The 25,356-nt window shown below is 64.0% G+C and carries 24 protein-coding genes, 1 tRNA gene and 1 riboswitch; of the genes, 10 read left to right on the forward strand and 15 right to left on the reverse strand.

The genetic code is table 11. From position 1 onward, the window contains the following. Window positions 1-98 precede the first annotated feature (98 nt). Window positions 99-1,265 carry a VIT1/CCC1 transporter family protein gene (locus AC3ENJ_RS05175; protein ID WP_431813314.1) on the forward strand — a complete coding sequence of 389 codons (1,167 nt, stop codon included), beginning with the start codon at window positions 99-101 and terminating at the stop codon, window positions 1,263-1,265. A gap of 713 nt (window positions 1,266-1,978) precedes the next feature. Continuing rightward, window positions 1,979-2,851, forward strand: a complete 873-nt coding sequence (gene purU, locus AC3ENJ_RS05180; RefSeq protein WP_190781799.1) for a formyltetrahydrofolate deformylase — start codon at window positions 1,979-1,981, stop codon at window positions 2,849-2,851. A 104-nt stretch (window positions 2,852-2,955) separates the two neighbouring features. On the opposite strand, the gene sucD is transcribed toward purU, so the two are convergent. Together sucD and sucC are read right to left on the reverse strand one after the other, a co-directional pair. Further along, the gene (sucD, locus tag AC3ENJ_RS05185) at window positions 2,956-3,873 is read right to left on the reverse strand and encodes a succinate--CoA ligase subunit alpha (RefSeq protein ID WP_431813315.1); all 918 of its coding nucleotides are present in this window, start codon (window positions 3,871-3,873) and stop codon (window positions 2,956-2,958) included. 32 nt (window positions 3,874-3,905) lie between these two features. Next, window positions 3,906-5,075, reverse strand: a complete 1,170-nt coding sequence (gene sucC / locus AC3ENJ_RS05190) for an ADP-forming succinate--CoA ligase subunit beta (RefSeq protein ID WP_431813316.1) — start codon at window positions 5,073-5,075, stop codon at window positions 3,906-3,908. Between the two features lie 227 nt (window positions 5,076-5,302). Here sucC and AC3ENJ_RS05195 point away from each other — a divergent pair, with 227 nt between their 5' ends. Then, window positions 5,303-6,037, forward strand: coding sequence for a hypothetical protein (locus tag AC3ENJ_RS05195; protein ID WP_431813317.1), 735 nt, complete (start codon window positions 5,303-5,305; stop codon window positions 6,035-6,037). Window positions 6,038-6,043: 6 nt separating this feature from the next. Here AC3ENJ_RS05195 and pcrA read toward each other — a convergent pair whose 3' ends face one another. Further along, on the reverse strand, window positions 6,044-8,497 hold the full coding sequence (gene pcrA, locus AC3ENJ_RS05200; protein ID WP_431813318.1) for a DNA helicase PcrA: 2,454 nt from the start codon (window positions 8,495-8,497) through the stop codon (window positions 6,044-6,046). Between the two features lie 53 nt (window positions 8,498-8,550). Next, window positions 8,551-9,282 carry an NHL repeat-containing protein gene (locus AC3ENJ_RS05205; protein WP_223841300.1) on the reverse strand — a complete coding sequence of 244 codons (732 nt, stop codon included), beginning with the start codon at window positions 9,280-9,282 and terminating at the stop codon, window positions 8,551-8,553. 164 nt (window positions 9,283-9,446) lie between these two features. On the opposite strand from AC3ENJ_RS05205, the gene AC3ENJ_RS05210 reads away from it, so the two are divergent. Then, window positions 9,447-10,142, forward strand: a complete 696-nt coding sequence (locus AC3ENJ_RS05210; RefSeq protein ID WP_431813319.1) for a hypothetical protein — start codon at window positions 9,447-9,449, stop codon at window positions 10,140-10,142. 45 nt (window positions 10,143-10,187) lie between these two features. Here AC3ENJ_RS05210 and AC3ENJ_RS05215 read toward each other — a convergent pair. Further along, window positions 10,188-10,260 (reverse strand) — tRNA-Arg (locus AC3ENJ_RS05215). Between the two features lie 63 nt (window positions 10,261-10,323). Between AC3ENJ_RS05215 and AC3ENJ_RS05220 the strand changes: the two genes are divergently transcribed. Continuing rightward, window positions 10,324-11,214, forward strand: a complete 891-nt coding sequence (locus AC3ENJ_RS05220; protein WP_431813320.1) for a DUF4031 domain-containing protein — start codon at window positions 10,324-10,326, stop codon at window positions 11,212-11,214. On the opposite strand, the gene AC3ENJ_RS05225 is transcribed toward AC3ENJ_RS05220, so the two are convergent. From AC3ENJ_RS05225 to AC3ENJ_RS05240, 4 genes are all read right to left on the reverse strand, one after another. Further along, the gene (locus AC3ENJ_RS05225; RefSeq protein ID WP_190781806.1) at window positions 11,185-11,457 is read right to left on the reverse strand and encodes a hypothetical protein; all 273 of its coding nucleotides are present in this window, start codon (window positions 11,455-11,457) and stop codon (window positions 11,185-11,187) included. The two genes, AC3ENJ_RS05220 and AC3ENJ_RS05225, sit on opposite strands and share 30 nt — an antisense overlap. A gap of 212 nt (window positions 11,458-11,669) precedes the next feature. Further along, complete coding sequence (locus AC3ENJ_RS05230) at window positions 11,670-12,686, reverse strand: NlpC/P60 family protein (RefSeq protein WP_431813321.1); 1,017 nt, start codon at window positions 12,684-12,686, stop codon at window positions 11,670-11,672. A gap of 236 nt (window positions 12,687-12,922) precedes the next feature. Then, the gene (locus tag AC3ENJ_RS05235; protein ID WP_190807380.1) at window positions 12,923-13,594 is read right to left on the reverse strand and encodes a C40 family peptidase; all 672 of its coding nucleotides are present in this window, start codon (window positions 13,592-13,594) and stop codon (window positions 12,923-12,925) included. Between the two features lie 5 nt (window positions 13,595-13,599). Beyond that, window positions 13,600-13,763, reverse strand: a riboswitch (cyclic di-AMP (ydaO/yuaA leader). Window positions 13,764-14,094: 331 nt separating this feature from the next. Beyond that, the gene (locus tag AC3ENJ_RS05240) at window positions 14,095-14,811 is read right to left on the reverse strand and encodes a metal-dependent transcriptional regulator (RefSeq protein ID WP_431813322.1); all 717 of its coding nucleotides are present in this window, start codon (window positions 14,809-14,811) and stop codon (window positions 14,095-14,097) included. 189 nt (window positions 14,812-15,000) lie between these two features. Here AC3ENJ_RS05240 and serC point away from each other — a divergent pair, with 189 nt between their 5' ends. Beyond that, entirely contained in the window at window positions 15,001-16,131 is a 1,131-nt protein-coding gene (gene serC, locus AC3ENJ_RS05245) for a phosphoserine transaminase (RefSeq protein ID WP_190807378.1), read from the forward strand. An 82-nt stretch (window positions 16,132-16,213) separates the two neighbouring features. On the opposite strand, the gene AC3ENJ_RS05250 is transcribed toward serC, so the two are convergent. From AC3ENJ_RS05250 to AC3ENJ_RS05260, 3 genes are all read right to left on the reverse strand, one after another. Further along, window positions 16,214-17,452 (reverse strand): MFS transporter, encoded by a 1,239-nt coding sequence (locus AC3ENJ_RS05250; RefSeq protein WP_431813323.1) that lies wholly within the window; start codon window positions 17,450-17,452, stop codon window positions 16,214-16,216. A gap of 65 nt (window positions 17,453-17,517) precedes the next feature. Further along, window positions 17,518-18,078 carry a DUF3027 domain-containing protein gene (locus tag AC3ENJ_RS05255; RefSeq protein ID WP_190807376.1) on the reverse strand — a complete coding sequence of 187 codons (561 nt, stop codon included), beginning with the start codon at window positions 18,076-18,078 and terminating at the stop codon, window positions 17,518-17,520. Continuing rightward, a complete protein-coding gene (locus tag AC3ENJ_RS05260; RefSeq protein ID WP_190781813.1) occupies window positions 18,071-18,454 on the reverse strand; it encodes a cold-shock protein in 384 nt (127 codons plus the stop codon). Before AC3ENJ_RS05260 ends, AC3ENJ_RS05255 begins: the two co-directional genes overlap by 8 nt. Before the next feature lie 149 nt (window positions 18,455-18,603). On the opposite strand from AC3ENJ_RS05260, the gene AC3ENJ_RS05265 reads away from it, so the two are divergent. The 4 genes from AC3ENJ_RS05265 to AC3ENJ_RS05280 all read left to right on the forward strand — a co-directional run bounded on the left by AC3ENJ_RS05265 (window position 18,604) and on the right by AC3ENJ_RS05280 (window position 21,532). Then, complete coding sequence (locus AC3ENJ_RS05265) at window positions 18,604-18,861, forward strand: hypothetical protein (protein ID WP_190781814.1); 258 nt, start codon at window positions 18,604-18,606, stop codon at window positions 18,859-18,861. 86 nt (window positions 18,862-18,947) lie between these two features. After that, window positions 18,948-19,661: a response regulator transcription factor gene (locus AC3ENJ_RS05270; protein WP_190781815.1), complete on the forward strand. Its 714-nt coding sequence runs from the start codon at window positions 18,948-18,950 to the stop codon at window positions 19,659-19,661. Between the two features lie 4 nt (window positions 19,662-19,665). Next, window positions 19,666-21,138 (forward strand): sensor histidine kinase, encoded by a 1,473-nt coding sequence (locus AC3ENJ_RS05275; RefSeq protein WP_431813324.1) that lies wholly within the window; start codon window positions 19,666-19,668, stop codon window positions 21,136-21,138. Between the two features lie 103 nt (window positions 21,139-21,241). Beyond that, a complete protein-coding gene (locus AC3ENJ_RS05280) occupies window positions 21,242-21,532 on the forward strand; it encodes a WXG100 family type VII secretion target (RefSeq protein ID WP_190807374.1) in 291 nt (96 codons plus the stop codon). 6 nt (window positions 21,533-21,538) lie between these two features. Here the strand turns inward: AC3ENJ_RS05280 and AC3ENJ_RS05285 are convergent, their stop codons facing one another. The 3 genes from AC3ENJ_RS05285 to groL form a co-directional block, all read right to left on the reverse strand. Then, on the reverse strand, window positions 21,539-22,579 hold the full coding sequence (locus tag AC3ENJ_RS05285) for an RNase H family protein (RefSeq protein WP_431813325.1): 1,041 nt from the start codon (window positions 22,577-22,579) through the stop codon (window positions 21,539-21,541). 40 nt (window positions 22,580-22,619) lie between these two features. Continuing rightward, the gene (locus AC3ENJ_RS05290; RefSeq protein WP_308495876.1) at window positions 22,620-23,324 is read right to left on the reverse strand and encodes an MgtC/SapB family protein; all 705 of its coding nucleotides are present in this window, start codon (window positions 23,322-23,324) and stop codon (window positions 22,620-22,622) included. Between the two features lie 130 nt (window positions 23,325-23,454). Continuing rightward, entirely contained in the window at window positions 23,455-25,086 is a 1,632-nt protein-coding gene (groL, locus tag AC3ENJ_RS05295) for a chaperonin GroEL (RefSeq protein ID WP_431813326.1), read from the reverse strand. Window positions 25,087-25,356: the final 270 nt, after the last annotated feature.

Raw genomic sequence — 25,356 nt, forward strand, 5'->3', positions numbered from 1 at the left:
GCACCGGGTAATGGGTGGGACCGACCCCGGTCGCCTACATTCCGGTGATTCGGGGGTCCGAAATCCCGAATCCGGGGCGCGGCGTACACTCTGGCCTCATGGGATTTTTTGAATCACCCCATTCCGATCACACGGCGTCCATCGAACCCACCTCGACCCAGATCCGCCGGTGGCGCCGGTATTTGGCCGACGAACTCGCGGAGGCCGCGATTTACCAGCACCTCGCCGATCGGGCCCCGGCTCAACAGGGCGAGATTCTGCACCAGGTTGCCGTTGCAGAGGACCGGCACGCGGAACACTGGCGCCGGCTCTTGGGCCCGCACGGGGAAAAACGGGGGCGTCCTTCCCTGCGCTCCAGGGCGCTCATGTTCCTGGCCAAGCATTTCGGCACAGTCTTCGTGCTGGCGCTCCTGCAGCGAGCGGAATCTCGCTCCCCGTACCGTGAAGATCCGGACGCGACGGAGGCGATGGCCGCCGACGAAGCCATCCACGAGGAAATCATCCGTGCCCTCGCCACGGACGGCCGCACGAGACTGTCGGGCAATTTTCGCGCGGCAGTGTTCGGCGCCAATGACGGCCTGGTCTCCAATCTTGCGCTCATCATGGGAATCGGCGCCACGGGGGTTTCCAGCTCGATCGTCATGGTCTCGGGAATTGCCGGTCTCTTGGCGGGCGCGCTGTCGATGGGTGCAGGGGAGTTCGTTTCCGTGCGCTCACAGCGCGAACTACTGGACGCCTCCCGCCCCACCCAAGTGACACTCAGCGTGGCCCCCGAGCTCGACCTGAACGCCAATGAATTGACCTTGATCTATCGAGCCAGGGGCATGTCCGAGGAAGCCGCGGAACACCGCGCTGCGGAACGCATGGGCCATTTCGACTGCGATTGCGACCCCTCCCTGTCCTTCCAGGACGCCAAGGCCCGAGCGGCGCTGAACCCGGGCCGGCCGGAACAGGAGGACCCGAGGGAGGCCGAGGACAACCAGGCACTCGGAACCGACCTGGGGGCCGCGGCGTCCAGCTTCTGCTTCTTCGCCTCCGGCGCCATCGTCCCCCTCCTCCCCTACTTCTTCGGGCTGGGTGGCGGCCCGGCGCTGATCGTCGGCATGCTCCTGGTGGGTCTCGCCTTGATCGTCACCGGCGGTTGCGTTGGCCTGCTCTCGGGTGCGTCCCCGTTGAAGCGCGGACTGCGCCAGCTGGCCATCGGCTACGGCGCGGCCATTGCGACCTATGTGTTGGGCCTGGCCTTTAACACAACCGTCGCATAAGGAGCACCGGAGTAAAGTGTTCAGATGGTGCCGGAGCAGGAAAAGATGGGTTCCCGACACGGTCGCGATACGAAAATGACCCGTCATGAGTTGTCCCCACTTTGGGCCACAAACTCTACCCACAGATTATGACTACTCATGCTCTGGCGAGGGGAAACTCCCCTAACGCCGGGTTCGTGATGACATAACGCCTAGCCCGCCTCTAGTTACGTATTAGTAATAGATACATTCCAAAGTATCCATCGGTGGGGCGTAGCGCTTACGAAGTCTCCACAGATTCATCGGAAGGTCACTGGACACCCCATATTTCCGATATTCTTTATGGTGTGGTTCTCGAAACCACCACAACGGGAGACTTCGCACGGGATAAATCACCACACTCGCACTGGGGGGTGCTTTGTGGCTGATGCCCGGCGTTGATAGCCGCTCAGCCCACGGCTTCATCCCGTTGAGGCGTTTACGCCTGCCGGTGGCCGCTGGTTCTCTCACAGAGGCGCACCTCTCCCCGCGCCGGACGGGCTCCTACCGTCCGCTCCCGCGGCCACCGGTTGTAAACGCTTTACCATCTCACTCAGGATCCCCGCCGCATCGCGCGGAAGAAGATCATCGCCCCTGGGCCTTGCCCACGTGGCTCACGGGTTCACCGCCCCGCTAGGATCAGCTACGCCCCTCGCACGCGCCGTTCCCGTTGTTGTCCTAGGAGATTCCCACTGATGTTCGCCCCGCTGTCCACGCCCGATGAGCACATTCTCACCGTCCACTGTCCCGAGGCCTACGGTCTGGTCAGCGCGGTGGCTTCGAATCTCACCAACCAGGGGTGCGACATTTTCGACGTGAAGCATTTCTCCGACCGCCACAACAGCGAGTTCTTCATCCGGTGCCACACCATGAGCAACCCCGGTGCCGTCACCACGGAGTCCCTCATCGAAGGTTTCCAACCGGTGGCCGACCAGCACCGCATGCGCTTTCGTCTGGTCAACGCCCGCAAGAAGACTCGCGTGCTGATCATGGTCTCCAAGATTTCGCACTGTCTCACGGACCTGCTGCACCGCCAGCGGGTCAACTCGCTGCCCATTGAGATCGTCGCGGTCGTGTCCAACCACACCGACCTTCAGCCGCTCGTGGACTTCTACGGCATTCCGTTCCATCACATTCCCGTGACCAAGGATTCCAAGCCCACGGCGGAGGCGGAACTGCTCGAACTGGTAGAGCACTACGACACCGAACTCGTGGTGCTCGCCCGGTACATGCAAATTCTCTCCGACGATCTCACCCGTGCCCTGTCCGGCAAGTGCATCAATATCCACCACTCGTTCCTACCCTCGTTCAAGGGCGCGAAACCCTATCACCAGGCCTACGATCGCGGCGTGAAAATGGTGGGAGCCACGGCCCACTACGTCACGTCGGACCTGGACGAGGGACCCATCATCGTCCAGCGCGTGATCCCCGTGGATCACGCCCACACTCCCAGCGATCTGGTGGCGGCCGGTTCCGACGCCGAGACCCAGGCGCTGTCCCGCGCCGTCAAATGGCACGCGGAGGGCCGCGTGGTGATTTCGGGTAACCGCACCATCGTGCTCGCCTGACAGCGCCCCCACGACGTGCCGCACAAACGCCGACGCCGCTCCCCCACCGAAGTGGGCGAGCGGCGTCGGCGTGTTGCGGGCCGGATCAACCGGCCGGGCGCTGCTTACTTGCCTTCGAAGATCTCGCGCATGAGCTGTGCCGTTTCGGAGGGCGTCTTGCCCACCTTCACGCCGGCGGCCTCAAGGGCTTCCTTCTTGGCCTCAGCGGTTCCCGAGGAGCCCGAGACAATGGCACCCGCATGGCCCATGGTCTTGCCCTCGGGAGCGGTGAAGCCCGCAACGTAGCCGACGACCGGCTTGGTCACGTTGGCCTTGATGAAGTCAGCGGCGCGTTCCTCCGCATCGCCGCCGATCTCACCGATCATCACGATGGCCTCGGTCTCCGGATCAGCCTCGAAGGCCTCCAGAGCGTCGATGTGCGTGGTGCCGATGACCGGGTCCCCGCCGATACCGATGGCGGAGGTGAAACCCAGATCACGCAATTCGTACATCATCTGGTAGGTCAGGGTGCCGGACTTGGAGACCAGACCCAGCTTGCCCTTGCCGGTGATGTTTGCCGGAGTAATGCCCAGCAGGGACTCCTCGGGGGAGATGATACCGGGGCAGTTGGGGCCGATGATTCGGGACTTGGGCTTACCGTCCGCGCCGGTGTTCGCCTTGGCGTGTGCCCAGAACTCCGCGGAGTCCTGAACCGGGATGCCTTCGGTGATGACAACGATGAGCGGAACCTCGGCGTCAATGGCCTCGATCACGGCGTCCTTGCAGAAGGCCGGCGGCACGAACACGATGGACGCGTTCGCGCCGGTCTCGGACACCGCTTCGGTGACGGAACCGAACACGGGCAGCTCGACGTCCTGACCGTCCTTGTCCTTGTGGTTCACCGTGGTGCCGGCCTTGCGGGCGTTGACACCGCCGAGCACCTGGGTGCCGGCTGCGAGCATACGGGCGGTGTGCTTGGTGCCTTCGCCGCCGGTGATGCCCTGAACGATGACCTTGGAGTCCTTGTTCAAAAAGATCGACATATCTTCTTCCTGATAGCTCTGCGCGTGGGCGATTACTTGGCGGAGTTGGCCAACTCGGCGGCCTTGTCGGCGCCGGAGTCCATGGTCTCCGCGGAGGTGACCAGCGGGTGATTGGCGTCGGCGAGGATCTGGCGGCCCTCGTCGACATTATTACCGTCCAGACGAACCACGATGGGCTTGGTGGCGGAATCACCCAGGATTTCCAGGGCCTTCACGATGCCGTTGGCCACCGCGTCACACGCGGTGATGCCGCCGAACACGTTGACGAACACGGACTTGACCTGCGGGTCGTTGAGGATGACGTCCAGGCCGGCGGCCATGACCTCCGCGGAGGCGCCACCACCGATGTCCAAGAAGTTGGCGGGCTTCACATTGCCGCGTTTCTCACCGGCGTAGGCCACGACGTCCAGCGTGGACATCACGAGACCGGCACCGTTGCCGATGATGCCCACTTCGCCGTCGAGCTTCACGTAGTTGAGGTCGTTCTCCTTGGCCTTCTCCTCCAGGGGGTCGGCCGAGGACTTGTCGGCCAGGCCGGCGTGGTCCTCGTGACGGAACTCGGCGTTGTCATCCAGGGAGACCTTGCCGTCCAAAGCCAGGACTTCACCGTTACCCGTCTTGACCAGCGGGTTGACCTCCACCAGGGTGGCGTCTTCCTTGGTGTAGACCTCGCCCAGCTTCACGAGAACGGGAACGATCTTCTCCGCGGTCTCGGAATCGAACTTGGCCTGCTCCACGATCTCGCGGGCCTTGGCCTCGGTGATGCCTTCCGCCGGGTTCACGTCCACGCGGGCCAGGGCCTCGGGGCGCTCAACGGCCAACTGCTCGATCTCCATGCCGCCCTCGACGGAGCACATGGCGAGGTAGGAGCGGTTGGCGCGGTCCAGCAGCACCGAGAAGTAGTACTCCTCGGCAATGTCTGCACCTTCGGCGATCATGACGCGGTGGACGGTGTGACCCTTGATGTCCATGCCAAGGATGTCCTGGGCGTACTGGTAGGCCTCATCGGCGGTCTTGGCGACCTTCACACCGCCGGCCTTGCCGCGACCGCCTACCTTGACCTGCGCCTTGACGACGGTCACGCCGCCGATCTTCTCTGCTGCTGCCTTGGCTTCTTCGGGGGTGGTGGCGACAATGCCGGCCAGCACGGGGACACCGTGCTTTTCGAACAGGTCGCGTGCCTGGTACTCAAACAGGTCCACGGATAAGTGTCCTTTGCGTCGAGGTGTTGTGTCGGTCCGCCCAAGCTCGATGCTTCAGCGGATCGACCTGATAAATCGGGATTGGCCGCACATGCGCGCGGCCATAGTGCCCTCAGGGTGATTTTAGTCCATGTATTCGATAGCTCGCGTCACACTTCAGTAGATGCAAAGCTGCGGGGGTGCCGCAATTCGTGGATTCCGCCCCTGCGGCTGATTGACTGGTCTCCATGCGTAGCGTGGAACGTGCGGATGTATGGGATGCCCGCCCTGCCGACCGGGGGTTCATGACCGCCCTGGCCACCCTGTCCTTCGTGGCGCTGGGACTCGAACTCGTGGTCGACGGGTCGGTGCTGACCGTCACCGGCGACATTGACGCCTATTATCCGCTGGGATGGCAAATGCTGTTCTGGGTGGGACTGGGCCTGGCGTGGTTCGTTCTGGCGCGGTCATTGGTCGGTTGGTCACGCAGACGCGGGGTGGATCCACTGCCCTCACGGTTCACCACCGTTCTGGGCCACCGGAGATGGTCCAGCATCTTTGTCTGCTTCGTGGTCGCCGTGCTCGCCGCCATCGTGCTGCCGGTGTCCATAGCGGATTCTTGGAGCATGACCCCGGTCCGCGTTTACTTCGAGCTCTACAGCATGCACGGGCCGATCGCGTGGCTGCCCATGCTCGCCTGGCTGGTTTATCACGTGGGCCGGGCCTGTCTGGTTGCAAGTCTGCTGGCCTATGCCCACCGGGCCTTGCTGTTGCGCCTCACGTTCCCCGCCGCACGTCACGTTCCCTGGGGTGGACTGGTGGCGGGAGCCGTGCTGGGCGCCGTCATGTTCCTCGCGGCCGGGCCGGCCGTGGCCCTGGCCAGCACGGTCAGTACGGTGCTGCTGGGAATCATGCATGTGCTTAATGGAGAGTCGCTACGCATCACCGCGGTGTTCATTGCGCTGGTTTTCCTGTTTCTTTAGGTTCGCTCACTCGACCTTTTTGATGGGGGCATAGCGCAGGAGTAACCGCTTCTCCTCCGAGCCGAAGCGCACCTTGGCCACCGTCTTGTCCCCCGAGCCTTCGAGTGAGATCACGGAACCTCTACCGAACGCCGTGTGTTCCACGCTGTCCCCCACGGACAGCGCGGGAATCTCCTTGCGCGGTTGCACCCGCCCCGCCGACGCCGCGGCGAGCCTGGAGAACGACGCCCCCGACCCGGCACCCGCGGCCCAGGACGAACCCCGCATGGCGTCGCGGCGATCACCGCCCGCGTGAATGGGCGACCCCCAACCCATGCTCCCGGAGGCGGAGCCCTCTCGCTTCCAGTCCAGTAGGTCGGCGGGGATCTCCTCGAGGAACGGACTGGGCGGGTTGAACTGGGATTGACCCCACATGGATCGGGATTCCGCGCGCGTGAGGTACAACCGCTGCCGGGCACGGGTGATGCCCACGTACGCCAGGCGGCGTTCTTCCTCCATGCTGGAGGGGTCCAGGAAACTGCGTTGATGCGGGAAGATGCCGTGCTCCATGCCGGTGAGGAACACGACCGGGAACTCCAACCCCTTGGCGGTGTGCAGTGTCATCAGGGTCACCACACCCTGTGACCGGGCCTCCGCCACTTCCTTGGCGATCTGCTGAGCGCTGACCGCGCCGTCCGCGGGTTCCGGCTGCTGCGGAATCTGATCCGCATCCGCCACGAGAGCCACGTGTTCCAGGAACTGCCCCAGCCCCGCATCGGGGTTGTCCCTCTCGAACTCGCGGACCACGGCCACGAGTTCGGCCAGGTTCTCCACGCGGGACTCGTCCTGGGGGTCGTTGGAAGAGCGCAACGACTCCAAGTACCCGGATTGTTCCAGGACTGCCTCGACCACGGTGGTCACCGAGGAGGTGCGGGACAGCTCCGCGAGGTCGTCCATGAGCTGCACGAACTTCTCCACGGCATTGGCGGAGCGCTTGGCCAGCCCGGGGGCCTCGTCCAGGCGATGCATGGCCTGGCTGAAGCTGATCCCCTCGCGGTCCGCGAGGACTGCAATCGCGCCCTGTGCGCGGTCACCGATACCCCGCTTGGGCTCGTTGATCACCCTCCGGACGTTGATGTCGTCCGCGGGATTCGCAATGGCCCGCAAGTACGAGATGACGTCCTTGATTTCCTTGCGCTCGTAGAAGCGTGTGCCGCCAACCACCTTGTAGGGCAGCCCCACGCGCATGAGGATTTCTTCGAGGGAGCGTGACTGCGCATTGGTGCGGTAAAAGACCGCCACGTCACCGGGGCGGACTCCGTGATCATCCTGCAGCCGGTCGATCTCCTCTGCAATGAACCGGGCTTCTTCGTGTTCGTTCTCCGCGGCGTAACCGATGATGGGCGCTCCGCTGCCCTCGGCCGTCCAAAGTTTTTTGTCCCGACGACCCGAATTCTGCGAGATCACGGAGTTGGCCGCCGAGAGGATGTTCTGAGTGGAGCGGTAATTCTGCTCCAGAAGAATGGTGCGGGCGGATGGGAAATCGCGCTCGAAATCGGTGATATTGCGAATGTCTGCGCCGCGGAACGCATAAATGGACTGATCCGAATCGCCCACGACCGTCAGCTCCGCCGGGGGTAGGCCGGTCTCATCACGGTACGTCTCGGAGGTGCCTCCCACGAGTTCCCGCACCAGGGCGTACTGGGCATGGTTGGTGTCCTGGTACTCGTCCACCAGGATGTGCTTGAAGCGGCGCCGATAGTAGTCGAGAACCTGCGGGAATGCGCGGAACATATGCACCGTTTCCCCGATGAGATCGTCGAAGTCCAGGGCGTTGGCGGCGCGCAACCGCTGCGTGTAGCCCCGGTACACCTCGGCCACTGCCATCTCGAACGGGTCGGTGCTGTTGGCGCGGGCGAGAAACGATTCATCGTCCACGAGCTCGTTCTTGAGAGCGGAAATCTTGTGCTGAATGGCCTTGGGAGCAAATCGTTTGGGGTCCAATTCGTGCTGCTTGGCCACCTGGGTGATCAAACGTAAGGAATCGGCGGCGTCGTAAATCGAAAAATTGGCGGTGAGGCCCAGCGTCTTGGCCTCGCGGCGCAGAATCCGTACGCACAGGGAGTGGAACGTGGAGATCCACATGGAACGGGCCGAGTCCCCCACGAGATCCGCAATGCGCTCCCGCATTTCGGCCGCGGCTTTGTTGGTGAATGTGATGGCCAGGATTTCCCCGCGATTCGCGCGCCCGGACGCCAGAAGATACGCGAGCCGATGCGTGAGAACTCGTGTCTTCCCCGATCCCGCACCCGCCACGATCAACAACGGGGAGCCCGCGTGTACCACTGCTGCGCGCTGCGGTTCGTTCAATCCCGCCACCAGTTGCTCGGTGGAAGCACCCGCGTGAGCGGGTTTGACGGGCGTGGTGTCCGAACGCACGGAAGCGGCTGAGAGCAAGGGGTTGTCTGCGAGGTAATCCATGATGGGCTCAGTGTATCCAGGCCGTCGGACACCCATTAAGTAGAGGTGTTATCTCACACGTACTTGGGCTCCAACATGTGCCGCCCATTGGCGTCATCAACCCACAATTGTGAATCGGCCACGGTCACCCGCACCGGGGCCTCCAACTGGAAGTCGTCCTCGTCGAACTCGTCGGGGTCCTGGTCAGGTCCACCGTAGGTGGTGAAGACTTCCATTTCGTGGATGTCCAGGTGACGGATGGCATGATTGCCGGTGTCCGCCACCACGATCGAACCGTCGTAGAGGACTTGCAGATCTTCCGGATGGTTCAACTGGGCCTCGTCCGCCGGGCCGTCCTGATACCCGGCGCCGTGCCGTCCGATCACCGTGACCACCTGTGGCCCTCCGTCGGGTCGGTCGGTGTCGATCTCGATGTAGCGCAACGAGGACGAATCCTTGTCGACGAACCACAATCGACCGTCGCCGGATTCGGTGATGGACACCGTGGAAGCGAATTTGGCCTGTGCAATGCGACCGTCCCGGCGACCCTTCTCCCCGGTTCCGGCGTATTCCTGGAGGGTGTCGGTGTACGCGTCCCAACGGAACAACTGGTGCCGGAGGGGAACAGCCGCAATGACCGCGGACAGCTTGTGGGACCACACGATATCGACGATCTCGGCTCCGTCCAGGCAGGAGCAATCAATGCTCCGCCGAACCGTGGCGTGATCGGCTTCGTACAGTGTGAGGGATGTCCCTTGCTGCACGCGCATGAGCAACCCGTCCGGTAGGCCAATGGAAAGTTCCACAACCGTCACCATCCTTCCGCGGTGCCCGCAGGGCACCTTCTCCCACCGGCCGTTGCCCGGTGTGTACCCGTACTCACAAAGCCTACTCCCACGGTCTCTGCATGTCCTCGACAGCGGTGAACCGCCGTCGCGCACGCACAACGGGGATAATGAACGGCATGGGCATGACCAATTCACAAAAGGCCAAGAAGTACGGGGCATCGAGTGACACTCCCGGGGGTGCTGATCCGCGGGCGGCCCGGCCCGCTCGTCGCGGGCAGCACGTGCATGAAATGCCCAATGGCGCACTCAGAGCCGAGCCGGGGAAGGCTTCGTCCGCGGCCATCGTGGTCGGGGCGGCCCTGATCATCGGTATTGCAATCTGGGCGTATTACACCTTTGTGGTCCTCCCGGGCTTCAGCGCCGCTGCTGCGGGCGGCATGCCGGTCCCCGAAATGCAGTTGAACGGAGTGGACCAGCAGTACATGACGCAGTTCTCGCGGGCCCTGGGAGAAACCGGGCTGGCCGATTACACCGGCGTTCACGCGACCACCGGATTGTTCGCCCCACTGCTCTTCGCCCTGGGCATGGTGTTGTTCTTCGGCTTGAACACCCCCGAGAGGGCGCTCAAATGGTCGTTCTGGCTGGTGGCGTTGGCCTACGCAGTGGTCTTCGTGGTGGGCAACCGCACCTTGGAGGCCGCCGTGGCGACTCCCGAGGACGCCTCGCTGGTGGCCGCAGCGTCGGGGCTCGTGATGGCCCGCTGGGCACTGTTGGCGGCGGTGGTCGTCGTGGCGCTGATCGTCAACGTCATGATCGTGCGTCGTAAACTCAATGACTTCGCCGAGGGCAAGCTGCCCGGCCAACGACCGCGCGACTGATCCCGAAGACGCAAAAGTCCCACCGGATCCGGCGGGACTTTTTCGTGCCCTCGATTGGATTCGAACCAACGACACCGGCTTTAGGAGAGCCGTGCTCTATCCCCTGAGCTACGAGGGCAACGAGAACTTAGTTTATGCCGCGTGAGCGCCGGCCGCGAGTTGGAACCCCCACAATGGACCCATGACCTTGTTTATCGACCCGCCCAGATGGCCCGCGCACGGCACAGTCTTCTCGCATCTCGTCTCCGACACCTCCGTTGCCGAGCTGCACGCCTTCGCGGCGGCCCTGGGCATCTCCCCGCGCGCCTTCGACCTGGACCACTACGACGTCCCGGCGCACCGCCACGCGGATGCCGTGGGTGCCGGGGCGGTCCCGGTGGACGGTAAAGAGCTGGTCAAAATCCTTGTGGCCAGCGGTATGCGGGTGCCCGCACGACGCCGTCCCAAACGGTTGGCCTCCACGCTCCGGCAGCGCTGGAACAGCACGTTCCCCGCCATGGCGTGGCTCGGTGAAGAACTCGTGGAACGCTGGAGCGAACCGCACCGCAGTTACCACGATCTCAGTCATCTACTACGAGTGCTCGAAGCCATCGACGCTCTCGTCACGGCACGTGAACACCCCGAACTCGTGGCCGCGGCGTGGTTTCACGACGCCGTTCATCAGGGCCGGGCCGGCACGGACGAACGGCAGTCGGCGGACCTGGCCCGGAACCGGCTCAAGATGGCCGGCTACAGCCGCAGCGCATGCGATCGCGTGGCCCGACTGGTCCTCGCCACACTCGATCACACGCCGGACGCGGACGACGCCGATGCGCAGGTGTTGGTGGACGCGGATCTGTCGATCCTGGGAACGGACGACGCGACGTATCAGGAGTACGCGCGTGAGGTACGTGACGAATACCGGCACGTCCCCGATCGGGATTTCGCGCCGGCTCGAGTGGAAATCCTGTCCCGACTACTGGACAAACCCGCTCTGTTCCACACCGAACGGGGCTCCGTGCTGTGGGAGGAACGGGCACGAATCAATGTGCGTCGGGAGATCTCAGCGTTGAAGGCCCTCGCCCGGACCTGAGTGCGGTGCCTGCGAGGCGGCCTTGGCACGGCGTCGTCGGAAAAGAAGTGTGGCGGCCACCAGGCCCACGACAATGCCCACGCCGCCGAACACCGACAGCCACATGGCGGCGTGGCCCACAAAGGCGGCCACGATGAACCCCACAATGATGCCGGGGACCGCACCGGCCACCATGCCGATGGCGAGATACGTGAATTCCTGGTCCAGAGGCGTGCGGGCGGCGCTCGAGTAATCGGTGGGCATGAGTCCTATTTTAGGCGGAATCGCTGAGTGCCGCGTGGGGGTTGCCCGTGACGACCTCGCACGTACAACGCAAAAAACACACGAACCCCGTGGTCGGCGGGGTTCGTGTGTTCTTGCTGTCTCTCACCGGGGCCGGGTACACAACCGGTCCCGACTCGATGCGTGGCCCCGCCAGGAACGGGAACCTACCGCGGAAAAGTGAGTGTTCCTACTCAGCTCACGCGGATGAATTCGGGGCCGGAGCCCACGTTGACGGTCTGCTTCACGGTCTGGTTGCCGTTCCAACCACCGTGGATGGCCTGGCCGTTGCCGGCGTAAATGGCCACGTGTGCGGCACCGGCGCCGCCGTTGGCGTAGTAGGCGATGTCGCCGGCCTTGGCCTCAGCAGCAGAGACCTGGGTGCCCAACGACTTGTAGCTCTCGGGCCAGCCGTGGTGGTTGATGCCAACAGCCTTCAGGGAGTTGGTCACCAGCATGGTGCAGTCCTGGGTGACACCGATCTGAGCTTCAGCGGCGCCCAGAATGGCCTGGCCCTTGGAGCTGGACGCAGTGTTCGAGGACTGCGGGGCAACGGTCGTGGACTTCTCAGCCGATGCAGCCGGAGCCTCAGGGGCCTTTGCAGCCGGAGCGGCGGTGTTGTTGGACGCGGGGGTCACAGCGGGAGCGGCGGGGGCCTCGTAAGCGACACCGGCATCCTGAGCGGCGGCGGCTTCACGAGCCTGGGTCTCGGCGGTGGCCGGAGCGGCATGGCGACCCTGAGCAGCGGGAGCCTCGGCAGCGGGTGCAGCCGGGGCGATCGGGGTCACGTTCTCGGAAGCGGGAGCAACATTGAGGGAAGCGGCTTCGGCGGCGGGAGCCTGAGCAGCCGGGGCAGCCTCGGCCTTGGGTGCCTCGGCGGCCGGGGCAACGTCCGCAGCGGGCACAGCCTGCACAGCGGCGGGAGCTGCGGGGGCAACCTCAGCCTTGGGTGCTGCCTTCTCTTCCTTCTTCTCGGCCTTCTCTGCCTTGGAGGAGTCGGACTTGGCGGCCGGCTCTGCAGTCACGGTCTGCTCCGCGGCGGGAGCCTCGGCCACAACGGCCGCGGGGCTCTGCTCGGATGCGTTCTGAGTTGCCTGCACGGACACGGTGGTGGCCAGGGCCAAACCGGAGAATGCGGCAACGGCGGCCACGGTGCGGGCCTTGCCGGCGAAGAGGCCGGCGCGAGTCTGGGTGTTCGTTTCGGGCGACATACGTCAGGGTTCCTTACGCGTTCGAGGACCGTCCGGGCACGGGTGTGTGCTGACGATGGGCGCACTAAATCGCGAGCCCATCGGTCAAGAATTCGGACGGGGAGGCACAACGTGCCGGAGATCAGATAACGGGGGGTCCATCGAGGGACCCGACTGACGGTGTAGTGCTACATCACGTACCCGTCAAGACACGCAGAAGCTGGGCGGGAACGGGGCCGCCGCCCAGCTCATGCGGATCAGCGGAAGGTGTAGTAACCGTCCAGCTGCATGGCGTTCACGGAGTGCACTGCGGTGCCCTGCGAGGGGTTCAGCGCGGAGATCATCTGGCCATTGCCGATGTAGATACCAACGTGGCCGCCGCCGTTCTGGGAAACCAGATCGCCCGGCTGGGGGTTGGACGTGGGGGTGCCTGCGGCGATCTGAGCCCAGCTCACGCGCGGCAGGTCGATGCCGTTCTGCGCGTAAACCCACTGGGTGAAGCCGGAGCAGTCCCAGCTCTTGAAATCCGTGCCGCCCAGGACGTAGGCGCCACCCAGGCCCTGGTAGGCGGTGCCGGCCATGCCGCTGGCGGAAGAATTGGACTGGGTGGAAACGCCCGAGTCCTGCTGGGTGTTGCTGGAAGCCTGCGCCACGCCGCTGTCGGCGGAGACGGCCGGAGTCTGCACGGAGGCAGTTGCTTCAGAGGTCCAGGAGTAGCTGTTACCGGCCGCGGAGTCCCAGGAGGACTCGGACTGGGTACCGTAAGAGGTGGTGCCACCCAAATCAATGAGGTCGCTGCTGGCCTGAGCCGGAGCCACGATGCCTGCCACTGCGACACCGGCAGCAGCAGCTGCGATGGAGGTGTTGCGGACCGCGTGCGATGCGGACTCGGCGCGGTGACGAGCAGAGTTCTTCTTAACGAAAATCATGTCGGTTTTCCTCCCTGCGCCTACGAGGTGAGCTGTCGGGTTCGGATGGGAGTCATCCGGCCGCACGTCTGCTTGTGGCGTCGGTGCGACTTAACCCCAAGGACCCGTGAAACGTGATGGGCCCGAAGGTGGTTCCCCCGCTTCTGCCTTGCGGATGTGTGTACGGATCACACGCGATGGCAGAACTAGGCGGTACGCGTGTGAGCGCCGATCCGACCAGCGATCGGCACGAGAAGAACAGTACATGACAGATAACGAAATTGTCACGTTTTGATTACGACAGGTCACGGAAGGGCCGCAGGTGTGGATTAGTGGGCGGGTATTGAGACGTTGTACATAATTAATGGCTGCCTTATTCAGCTGTGCAGTCCGCGTGCAACGACCCCATTAAAACGGTGCTGACCTGTACTAACACCGGCTACTGCTGGGTATGTGATGTGTTTCACAGGTAGTACACATCGTGATGATCCACACATTGGGGGGCGCCCCGAAAATTGTTATCAGACACGGTCCTGGTCGAGGTCCACGCGGATCGCCTTTGCGCTCGCACGGTCCAGTTCCACGCTGTGCCCGGTGGCGGAGACCGTGACCAGGACACGCTCGGCATCGGACTCCGAGGGAGCCACGGTGACCCGGGCGCCATTGAGCACTCCCGCCGAGCTGAGAGTCTCGATCATGTCCTGATCGGCCTGGATCACCTCGGGCAGTAGACGCACGGTGAATGTCGCGGCACGGTCCTGACTCGCGGCATCCAGCAGGTTCATCCCCTTGAATCGTTCCGCACCCACTTGGGGGCCACCAATGGCACCCATCCCGGGAATGGGCGTCCCGTAGGGCGAATACCGGGGTTCGTCCAACAGCGCCATGAGTCGCCGCTCCACTCGTTCGCTCATGACGTGCTCCCACCGGCATGCTTCTTCGTGCACGTAGGCCATATCAAGGCCCACGACATCCGCCAGGAGTCGTTCGGCCAAGCGGTGTTTGCGCATGACCTCGATGGCCCTGGCCCGCCCGGTGTCCGTCAACGACAGAGAGCGGTCCTTGAGCACCTCGAGCAGTCCGTCCCGCTCCATGCGTGACACGGTTTGCGACACCGTGGGGCCGGAGTGCTCAAGCCGCTCCACGATGCGCGCACGCATGGGCACGATGCCCTCTTCCTCCAGCTCGAGCACAGTGCGCAGGTACATCTCGGTGGTGTCGATTAAATCGCCGCTCATGGTCCATCCTTTGAGGAATCTGGGGGCGCGTCGAGTGGGTGCGCTCTCACAGGGGTTTCGTGAATGATTCACGATAAGCATATCGGTCCGATCCGACAGGATGACCCGCTCCATCGGGCTGCGACCTCGGCGATAGCACCGGGGGCACAATGGAGTCAGCCCCAATGATCCATCATGCTAGGAGCCTCCGTGTCCGAGTTGCCTGTCCTTCCCGCGTCCCTGCTGCCCACCGACGGGCGTTTTGGTGCGGGCCCCTCACGTGTGCGCCCCGACCAAATCGACGCCCTGATCAGTGCGGGCTCAACCCTGCTGGGCACATCACACCGACAGGCCCCGGTGCGTCATCTCGTGGGCAGGATTCGTGAGGGGCTCGCCGAATTCTTTGATCTTCCCGACGGTTACGAAATCATCCTCGGCCTGGGAGGCGCGAGCACCTTCTGGGACAGTGCCGCATTCAGCCTGGTTCGACGCCGCGCACAGCACCTGTCATTCGGTGAGTTCGGCTCCAAGTTCGCGCAGGTTACCGACAAAGCACCGCATTTGGACCCCTCGGACATCCTCCGGGCCGAACCCGGTTCCCGTCCGACCGGCCCCGAACCTCGGGAGGGGATCGACGTCTACGCGTGGCCGCAGAACGAGACGTCCACGGGCGTGATCATGGACGTGGCCCGCCCGGTCGGAACGGACGCGGGCGCCCTCACGGTGATCGACGCGACGTCGGCGGCCGGCGGAATGCACGTGGACGCATCGCAGACCGATGTCTACTACTTCTCCCCGCAGAAAAATTTCGGTTCCGACGGCGGTATCTGGTTCGCCGCCGTGTCCCCCGCTGCGCTGGAACGCATCTCGGAGATCGCCCGCTCCGATCGCTGGATTCCCGACGTATTGTCCCTGGCCACGGCGGTGGAGAATGCCCGCAAGAACCAGACCTACAACACACCGGCGCTGGCCGGGTTGGTCATGCTCGACCAGCAGGTGCGTTGGCTCAACGACAACGGTGGCATGAAGTGGGCGGCCGGCCACACCCGGGCGACATCCTCGCTCGTGTACGACTGGGCCGAGCGAACCCCGCCCGCCACACCGTTCGTGGCCGACCCCGCGCACCGCTCCCCCGTGGTCTGCACCATTGATTTCGACGACTCCGTGGACACCGCACGGGTGTTGTCCGTCCTGCGTGCCAACGGCGTGGTGGACGTGGACCCCTACCGGAAACTGGGGCGCAACCAATTGCGCATCGCCACGTTCGCTTCGGTCCCCGCTGGTGACGTCGAAGCCCTGCTCGCGTGCATCGACTGGACGCTGGAGAACGCCTTGTCCTGACGGGGCGGCTGTCCCGGAAAACCGCAGCGGGCGGCGTCGTTGGTTCACGACGCCGCCCGCTGCCGATCCCGGCAGTGCTTGCTCAGCCGGCCGCTCCTCCCCGAGCGGTCCTGTCCCGTTCCGTGCGTTCCGTGCGCAGGCGCCAGAAGAACCACGCGCCGATCAGCGCGCCGCTCACACCCGCGGCCACTGCGGATCCCATACCCCAGCGAGCGCCCAACGTGTCCGTGAGCCAACCGACCGCGGGCGCGCCCAGGGGCGTGCCACCCATGAAGATGGCCATGTAGAGGCTCATCACGCGTCCGCGCATCACCGGTGACGTGGTCGTCTGGACGTAGGCATTGGCCGTGGTCATGATCGTCATGGCCGAAACACCACTCGGGATGAGCCACAGCGCGAAGATGAGCAGAGTGGGAGCCGTGGCTGCGCCCAGCGTGGACAGGCCGAATGCCATGCAGCCCGCATAGAGGAACCGCAAGCGGGCTCGCGCGCGCTTGGCTGCCAGCAGCGCTCCCGTGACGGTGCCGACAGCGAGCACCGAATTGAGCACACCGAATTCCTGTGAGCCGCGGCCGAACTCGGAGCCCGCCATGGCCGCAAGGTAGACCGCGAAGTTCATGCCGAAGGTGCCGATCATGAAAATGGTGGCCATGACCGCCACCAGGTCCGGTCGATGCACCACGTACGCCATGCCCTCGCGGATCTGACCCCGGCCGCGCTTGGTCTTGGGCATCAACCGTAATTGGTTGTCATCTATGGCCAGGATCGCGCCGATCATGGCCGCGAACGTCACGGTGTTCAACAAGAACACCCAGCCGGAACCAATTGCGGCCACCAGAACGCCGGCAACCGCCGGGCCGATCAACCGGGCGGAGTTGAATGACGTGGAGTTCAAAGCCACCGCATTGGAGAGGTGGGTGTCCGGAACCATTTCCGAGACGAACGTCTGCCGAACCGGTGCGTCGAAGGTGGCCACAATGCCGAGACCCAACGCGAACGCGTACACGGTGAACAATTCGGCAACCCCGAACAACACCAAGAGACCCAGGCCCGCGGCCAGCAGACCCATGAGGGTCTGCGTCACCAGCAGAATCTTGCGTCGGTCGTACCGGTCGGCGGTGACGCCGGCGTACGGAGCCAACAGCAGTTGGGGCAGGAACTGCAATGCCATGACCACACCCGTGGCCGTGGCGTCATGATCCGTGAGTTCGTCGAAAACCAGCCAGGACTGGGCAGTGCGCTGCATCCACGTTCCGATATTGGAAACCAGCGCGCCGGTGAACCATAGTCGGTAATTACGGATCTTCAAGGAACGAAACATCCCCGTACCCGAAGATTCCTCCGGGTACGGTCGCTCGCTGCCTGAATCCACGGCCGGTCGGGGTGTTACGACGATTCCTCGTTCCGGTGCTGGGCCCGATCGTCCTCCGCGTGCTCCGACGGGGCGTCCGCAACGGGGTCCTCATCCGCGGTCACGGAGGCACGCGGGTCCTCCGTGGCGTCGGTGTTCTCGGACGACGACTCGATCGGGAATTCCTCGCCCTCGGCATCGTGCTGATCGTTGACCGCCTGCATACGCTCCTCCCACGGAACCCAGTCCGGGGCCAACAATGACTTCTCGCCGGCCAACAACCCGACCTCACACACGGTCACCAATTTGGTCCGAGGTGCCCTGGCCACCGTGGCGAACCACGTCCACCCGGGATACCCGGCCATGGTGCACTCGAAGAGATGAGTCAGCAGACGGTCCTCGTGGACCTCGATACTCAGGTGCCCCCCGATGTTCTCCTCGCCCGCGGACTCCACGACCGCCTTGCGGGCGGTCTCGACGGCCTGGGCCAGAGTGGGGTCCTGCTTGGGGGTACGACGCCGCGCTGTCGCCACGAGTGCGGGCTGTTCGGTGACCCGGGCAACACCTTCCGTCTGGTTGGTGCTCCCCTCAGACATCGAGCTCATCCGCCACGGTACGGAGGATGGAGGCGATCTTGCGCCCGTGGGTGCGGTCCGGGTAGCGGCCCTTACGCAGACCGTTGGACATCCCGTCCAGGAGCCGAATCAGATCCTCGGTCAACACAGCCATTTCCTCGGCCGGTTTACGAGTGTTGCGAGCCACGGAGGGCGGCTTGCTGATGATTGTGGCGGACAACGCCTGCGCGCCACGGCGACCGGCCGCTATGCCGAAGTCCATACGGGTTCCCGGTTTCACCGTGGTGACGCCCTGCGGCAGGGCGGAGGAATGCAAAAACACTTCCTGCCCATCATCCGTTGCCAGGAAGCCGAAACCCTTCTCGGAATCGAACCACTTGACTTTGCCCGTGGGCACGCGGATCACCTCAGTTTCTCTTGTCTTACTCCGAGCCCTGGTGGGCGGGGATTCACGGTCATCTAAGAACTCTTGAGTCTATCCTCTCCCCGGCATGGTCGAATGCGCTGTTCATCCACCGCATGAGTGGAATTGGTACCTTGGTGATCATGTCTGATCCCACGTTCCAGGAACGCCCCCGCCCCGCCCGACCGGTCCGGGTCGGTACCCTCTCCACACTGGGACTGGTCGCCCTGGTCCTGGCCGCCCTGAGCTCGGTGTCGTTGGTGATCGTCCTGATAGCCGCACTCATGGGTCAGGTCCTCTGGAGTGGCTTCACGATTTTCCCCGCTGTCTTCTTCCCCGTGGCCTTCATGCTCATGTGTGTCGAGCTGGCCCGGACCGCGCTGCGGCGACGCCGCCGCTGACCCCGCCCGAGCGATGTCGAAACCGTACAGAAAATCTCTGGAATTGCCTCAGTCTGCGTTCAGGTAACTCCGAGACACTGGTGCCTGTGAACGATAAGACTCCTGAGGCCAAACTGCTCGTCGTGGACGACGAACCCAACATCCTTGAGCTGCTGGCGACATCACTGCGCTTCGCCGGCTTCGAGGTGGTGACCGCCGCCAACGGGCGTGACGCTCTTCTGAAGGCCGAGGCCGAGAACCCGGACCTCGCGGTCCTGGACGTCATGCTCCCGGACATGGACGGATTCTCCGTGACCCGGAAGCTACGAGCTGCCGGCCGGCACTTCCCGATCCTTTTTCTCACCGCCAAGGACGACACCGATGACAAGGTCACCGGTTTGACCGTGGGTGGTGACGACTACGTGACCAAGCCCTTCAGCCTCGACGAGGTGGTCGCCCGGATCCGCGCCGTACTGCGCCGCACTCAACCCATCGAGGAAGAGGACTCCCGGTTGCACGTGGACGATCTGGTGCTCGACGACGACGCCCATGAGGTCTTCCGCGGCGATCGCGAGATCGACCTGTCCCCCACCGAGTTCAAGCTCCTGCGCTACCTGATGCTCAACCCCAATCGCGTGCTGTCCAAGGCGCAGATCCTGGACCACGTGTGGGAGTACGACTTCAACGGGGATGCCTCCATTGTGGAGTCGTACATCTCCTACCTTCGACGCAAGATCGACAACGACCCCGAGCAGACGCCGTTGATCCACACCAAGCGTGGTGTGGGGTACCTGTTGCGCTCGTCCGACAAGCGCCACTGATCCCTTGACCCGGATTTCCCGCAGGTGGCGTTCCGCGTCACTGCGCTCGCAGCTGATGGTCCTCACCGGCCTGCTGCTGGCCATCAGCATCCTCGTGACGTCGCTGGTGGCCATTTCCGTGCTGCGCGATGCCCTGGTCGACAACACGGATCAAGAACTGGGGCAGTCCGTGTCCTCGGTGTCCACGGTGCTGCTGGACGAGCTCGAGGGGACCATCGCCACTCCTGTCCCGCACGCCGGCTATTTGCTGGATGCCCAGGGAAACGTGATCGCGGCTGCGGAGAACAGCCAGGACTCCAGCGTCACCCGGCCCGCACCGGACCTGACCGGAATGGATCTGTCCTACGTGGTGTCCCACAACCTGGAGCCCACCACGGTGTCCGCGGTCGGAGCCCCCGAACGGAAATGGCGGGTCATACCGGCCAAGCTGCAGCACTACGACATGGCCGTGGTCGTTGCCCAGCCCCTGGACCGAACAAACTCCATAATTTCAGCGGTGTCGTTACTGACCTTCAGTTTCGGACTGGCCACCCTGCTGGCCGCGATGGCCGTGGGCTGGGTCCTGGTGACCCGGGCTTTCGCGCCCTTGCGAGAAGTGGAATCCACCGCCGCCCGGATTGCCGAAGGTGACTTGTCGCAGCGTATGGAGGGGTACAACTCCCAAACCGAAATTGGACAACTGTCCATGTCACTCAACGCCATGCTCGGGCACATTGAGGACGCCTTCGAAGCACGCACTCGGTCGGAGACCAAACTGCGCCGATTCGTGGCGGACGCATCTCACGAACTCCGCACACCTTTGGTGTCCATCCGCGGCTACTCGGAGCTCTATCGCCACGGCGCACTGCAGCAGCCCGAAGACGTGGGCAAGGCCATGAACCGGATTGAATCGGAGGCCAAGCGGATGACCCAGCTGGTCGAGGATCTGCTCACCCTGGCCCGCCTGGACGAACGCCGGCCGGCCACTATGCAGCACATGGATCTGATGCACCTCGCCTACGACGCCGCCTCGGACGCCCACGCCACGGCGCCCGATCGAGTGATGCAGGTGGTGGGCCTGGAGGACATCACCCCGGAGCAGGCCTGGACGTACGGCGACGAGTCCAAACTGAGGCAGGTGGTGGCGAACCTGCTGACGAATGCTCTGCGTTACACCCCCGCAGGAACCCCCGTCGAGTTGGCCGTGGGGCTGGAGCCGAGCGTGGATGGGGCCTCCACCGCCGTTTTGCAGGTGCGCGATCACGGTCCCGGTATTCACGGTGTGGATGCGGATCGTGTGTTCGAGCGCTTCTACCGTGCCGACTCGTCCCGCACGCGGGAAACCGGCGGCACCGGTTTGGGCCTGTCCATTGTGGCGGCGATCGTGGAACAGCACGACGGCGCCGTCAAGTTGGAGGAAACCCCCGGGGGTGGGGCGACGTTCACCGTGCGGGTGCCGCACAGCGAGCCTGTGGACAATCCGCCGACCGTCGGATGAACCCACCGGACCCAGAGCCCGCGCTGAAAATGACCGAACCGCTGCCTACGCTGTGCAGAGCCGGGACTACTCCGGCGTTCACACTCACAGCGAGGAGATAACCATGGCACAGTTCGTGGTCGACAGCGACACCATTGCCGCCAAATCCCAACAAGCGCAGGGGCACATCGAGCGCTTGACCGGCGAGGTCAACGGCATGACCTCGACCCTCACCGATCTGCAGAATTCGTGGACCGGCACTGCATCAGCCAATTTCCAGGAGGCCTTCCGATCATGGCGCGCCGCGCAGGCTCAGATGGAACAGGCCATGGCGCAGATCAATCAGGCCCTGTCCGCAGCCGGTAACCAGTACGCGGAAACCGAGGCCGCCAACGCCAGAATGTTCGCGGGCTGAGCCGTATCAGCTCTCCGTGGTGACCTGGTGGTAGCGCAGCAGCCACGGCCCCATTTCGTTGTGGTGGTCCTCCCGCAGCCACAGCGAGCTGCGCCGGGTCACGGCGGAGCTGTCCGTGAGCCGGTACGTCAGGTGGTAGGCCGTGGATCCCAGTGGTAACGCCCAGTTGTGGCTCAGATCCGATTCGTGGCGTTCACGGGGCCCCCGGTGGTCCGAAATGAATCCCCGAGCGCCACCGACCGAGCCGTCCCGGGCAACGTATTCGAAGTCCTCGTGGAACAGCTCCAGGCGACGTTCCTCCGGGGTGCCCGGGGCCAGCAGCGTGGCCTCCAGTGCCTGAACCTGGTGCACCGGATCAGCCTGCCGGGCAATGCGTTCCTCCGGGCGGATACCCTCGAACACCGGGTCCTCCTCCCGCCCCCACAGCTCCGAAAATAAATCCGGATCCGCTTCGGGTTCGGTTGGCCGTACGCCGTGCCCGGCCGCCGCAGCGCGGGGTTCCGCCGATGGCAGAGTCCCCTGTTCGGGCTGCTGCGTTCCCCCGGGCTGTGGTTCCGGCACCGGATCACAGGCGCCGCCGAATCCGGGGCCCACCGGCATCTCGTGTTTCGCGTGACCTGCCTGGTACGCCGAGGCCATGGCCCGGGCGCGTTCATCGGCGGCTTCGTTGAGTTCATGACCCGCGTGACCCTTGACCCACTCGAAGTCCACGGTGCGCCCTGCCAGTTCACGATCCAGGGCTTTCATGATCTCCACGTTGAGAACGGGTTTGCCGTCCCTTTTCTTCCAGCCCTTCTTCTTCCATCCCGGCATCCACTTGGTGATGGAATTAATGACGTACTGGCTGTCGCACAGAATCTTGAGGGGCTCGTCCGGTATGTGACGTGTTGATTGCAGAAGGTTCAAGACCGCGGTGAGTTCACCCATGTTGTTGGTGCCGTGGTCCCAGCCACCGGCGCGCCACGTGTTCTCGTCGATGAACCAGGCCCATCCGGCGGGGCCGGGATTTCCCAGGGCAGAACCGTCCGCCGCAGCAATAATTGTCATGCAATCATCTTCGCAAACGCCTCCGACAGGCAGTAACCCGCTACTCGTCCGCTTCCGGTTCGGGCATGGCGGCGGCGGATACGACGCCGGGGACCTCCGAGAACTCCACCACGGCACGGTGAGCGTCGGTGCGCCCCAACATCTTGAGCACCATGACAACTTCCGCACCGGCTCGCGTGTACACGCGGTCCGTTCGCACCACCCTGACCGCCAGGTCCAGGTCCGTGGCGGCCGTCAAGACCGCCCGCAGCACACCTTTGCCGTCCTCGTAACGCAGCTCTATGGTTTGATGTCCGGGGAATTTCAGCAGGAACGCTGATAACGGTGTGAGGAGTAACGCCACGGTCAATTGGATCAGCGTGCCGACAACTGCCAGCGGGAAGAGTCCGGCTCCGCATGCGATGCCCACCGCCGCAGCAACCCATACGCTGGCGGCGGTGGTTAGACCGTGCACGACCTCCTTGCGGAGAAAAATGATGCCTGCCCCCAGGAATCCGATACCCGTAACGACCTGGGCGGCAATCCGGGACGGGTCCGGTGGCAGCTGGTCAATACCCGGCAAGGGTTGAAATCCATAGGCGGACACAAGAGTGAGGATGGCCGAGCCGGAACCTACCAGAGCGTGCGTGCGCATACCGGCGGATTTGCGCCGGAGCTGCCGTTCCGTGCCCATGACGGTGCACAATCCGAAGGCCAGCAACACCGCGCTCACCTGGGCCCAGACGTGATCGTCTAATTCCCACACGACGCACCTCCTGTTCAGGTTCGATCATAGGCGCATGACAAAGCCCCCGGAACGCCATTGAGCCGGCGTTCCGGGGGCTTTGTCATGGCTGGACCGCGCGAGGCGATCGAGCGTGCCCTGGGGGCACTGCTTACATCATGCCGCCCATGCCACCCATGGGATCCGCACCGGCGCCGGCGGGAGCCTCGGGCTCGGGCTTGTCGGCCACGACGGCCTCGGTGGTGAGGAACAAACCGGCAATCGAGGCCGCATTCTGCAGGGCAGAACGAGTCACCTTGACCGGGTCGTTGATGCCCGCGGCCATCAAGTCGGTGTATTCGCCGGTTGCGGCGTTGAGACCGTGGCCGGTCTGCAGACCGCGCACCTTGTCCGCCACCACACCGGGCTCCATGCCGGCGTTCGCGGCAATCTGCTTGAGCGGTGCATCGATGGCAACCTTGACGATGTTTGCACCGGTGGCTTCGTCACCGGTCAGCTGCAACTTGTCGAAGGCGTTCTGGCCGGCCTGAATGAGCGCCACGCCACCACCGGCGACGATGCCCTCTTCAACGGCGGCCTTGGCGTTACGCACGGCATCCTCGATGCGGTGCTTGCGCTCCTTGAGCTCCACCTCGGTAGCGGCACCAGCCTTGAGGACTGCCACACCGCCGGCCAACTTGGCCAAGCGCTCCTGCAGCTTCTCGCGGTCGTAGTCCGAATCGGAGTTGGCGATCTCGGCGCGGATCTGAGCCACGCGGCCCTCGATCTCGTCCTGGGTGCCGGCGCCGTCGACGATGGTGGTCTCGTCCTTGGTGACAACCACCTTGCGAGCGGTGCCCAGCAGGTCCAAGGTCGCGGACTCCAGGGATAGGCCGACCTCTTCGGTGATGACCTGGCCGCCGGTGAGGATGGCGATGTCAGCCAGCTGGGCCTTGCGACGGTCACCGAAGCCGGGGGCCTTGACGGCCACAGACTTCACGGCACCGCGCATCTTGTTCAGCACGAGCATGGCCAAGGCCTCGCCCTCGACGTCCTCGGCGATGATCAACAGCGGCTTGGAAGCCTGCATGACCTTCTCCAGAACGGGGACCAGGTCCTTCACGTTGGAGATCTTGGAGTTGACGATCAGGATGTAGGGATCTTCGAGGACCGCTTCCTGGCGGTCGGCGTCGGTCACGAAGTAACCGGACAAGTAGCCCTTGTCGAAGCGCATGCCCTCGGTCAGCTCGAGGTCCAGCCCAAAGGTGTTGGACTCCTCGACCGTGATGACGCCTTCCTTGCCGACCTTTTCCATGGCGGCGGCAATGAGCTTGCCGATCTCGGGGTCAGCGGCGGAGATCGACGCGGTGGCAGCGATCTCTTCCTCGGTCTCGATTTCCTTGGCCGAGGACAGCAATTCCTCAGTCACGGCGGCAACGGCCTTCTCGATACCGCGCTTGAGCGACAGCGGGTCGGCGCCGGCGGCTACGTTGCGCAGGCCTTCCTTGACCAGGGCCTGTGCGAGCACGGTGGCCGTGGTGGTGCCGTCGCCGGCGATGTCGTCGGTCTTCTTGGCAACTTCCTTGACGAGCTCGGCGCCGATCTTTTCGTACGGATCCTCGAGCTCGATCTCCTTGGCGATCGATACACCATCGTTGGTGATGGTGGGAGCGCCCCAGGACTTCTCCAGAACAACGTTGCGTCCGCGCGGGCCAAGGGTCACCTTGACGGCGTCGGCCAGGGTATTCAGACCCCGCTCCAGTCCGCGGCGTGCCTCTTCGTCAAATGCGATCATCTTTGCCATGTGTTGCGTCCCTCCTGGACGGTTGACAAACAAATCTGTTCATCACGATGCCCGCGACGGACGATGGTTCGCACGGATCCTCACCCGTGTGAACGCACCTCACCGTGATGGATGGTATTCACCCATTCTTGTGAGTGGGCCTCCCCCGGACCCGGGTTTAGCAGTCCACTCAACTGAGTGCTAAGTCAATACTGGCACTCGTCCACGGAGAGTGCAAACACCTTGAGTCAAGAAAACTCAGGTTTCGTCAGAGGCTGAAGAATCGCGGGT

Source organism: Kocuria sp. cx-455 (genome assembly GCF_057707085.1).

Bases quoted from the DNA above. Each gene is read 5' to 3' on its own strand.
- AC3ENJ_RS05250 (WP_431813323.1), bottom strand. From the start codon at position 17,452: ATGTTTCGTTCCTTGAAGATCCGTAATTACCGACTATGGTTCACCGGC.
- AC3ENJ_RS05195 (WP_431813317.1), top strand. From the start codon at position 5,303: ATGCGTAGCGTGGAACGTGCGGATGTATGGGATGCCCGCCCTGCCGAC.
- AC3ENJ_RS05285 (WP_431813325.1), bottom strand. From the start codon at position 22,579: ATGACAATTATTGCTGCGGCGGACGGTTCTGCCCTGGGAAATCCCGGC.
- AC3ENJ_RS05230 (WP_431813321.1), bottom strand. From the start codon at position 12,686: ATGTCGCCCGAAACGAACACCCAGACTCGCGCCGGCCTCTTCGCCGGC.
- sucD (WP_431813315.1), bottom strand. From the start codon at position 3,873: ATGTCGATCTTTTTGAACAAGGACTCCAAGGTCATCGTTCAGGGCATC.
- groL (WP_431813326.1), bottom strand. From the start codon at position 25,086: ATGGCAAAGATGATCGCATTTGACGAAGAGGCACGCCGCGGACTGGAG.
- AC3ENJ_RS05280 (WP_190807374.1), top strand. From the start codon at position 21,242: ATGGCACAGTTCGTGGTCGACAGCGACACCATTGCCGCCAAATCCCAA.
- AC3ENJ_RS05175 (WP_431813314.1), top strand. From the start codon at position 99: ATGGGATTTTTTGAATCACCCCATTCCGATCACACGGCGTCCATCGAA.
- AC3ENJ_RS05235 (WP_190807380.1), bottom strand. From the start codon at position 13,594: ATGATTTTCGTTAAGAAGAACTCTGCTCGTCACCGCGCCGAGTCCGCA.
- AC3ENJ_RS05210 (WP_431813319.1), top strand. From the start codon at position 9,447: ATGACCAATTCACAAAAGGCCAAGAAGTACGGGGCATCGAGTGACACT.
- purU (WP_190781799.1), top strand. From the start codon at position 1,979: ATGTTCGCCCCGCTGTCCACGCCCGATGAGCACATTCTCACCGTCCAC.
- AC3ENJ_RS05255 (WP_190807376.1), bottom strand. From the start codon at position 18,078: ATGTCTGAGGGGAGCACCAACCAGACGGAAGGTGTTGCCCGGGTCACC.
- AC3ENJ_RS05240 (WP_431813322.1), bottom strand. From the start codon at position 14,811: ATGAGCGGCGATTTAATCGACACCACCGAGATGTACCTGCGCACTGTG.
- AC3ENJ_RS05220 (WP_431813320.1), top strand. From the start codon at position 10,324: ATGACCTTGTTTATCGACCCGCCCAGATGGCCCGCGCACGGCACAGTC.
- AC3ENJ_RS05225 (WP_190781806.1), bottom strand. From the start codon at position 11,457: ATGCCCACCGATTACTCGAGCGCCGCCCGCACGCCTCTGGACCAGGAA.
- AC3ENJ_RS05265 (WP_190781814.1), top strand. From the start codon at position 18,604: ATGTCTGATCCCACGTTCCAGGAACGCCCCCGCCCCGCCCGACCGGTC.
- pcrA (WP_431813318.1), bottom strand. From the start codon at position 8,497: ATGGATTACCTCGCAGACAACCCCTTGCTCTCAGCCGCTTCCGTGCGT.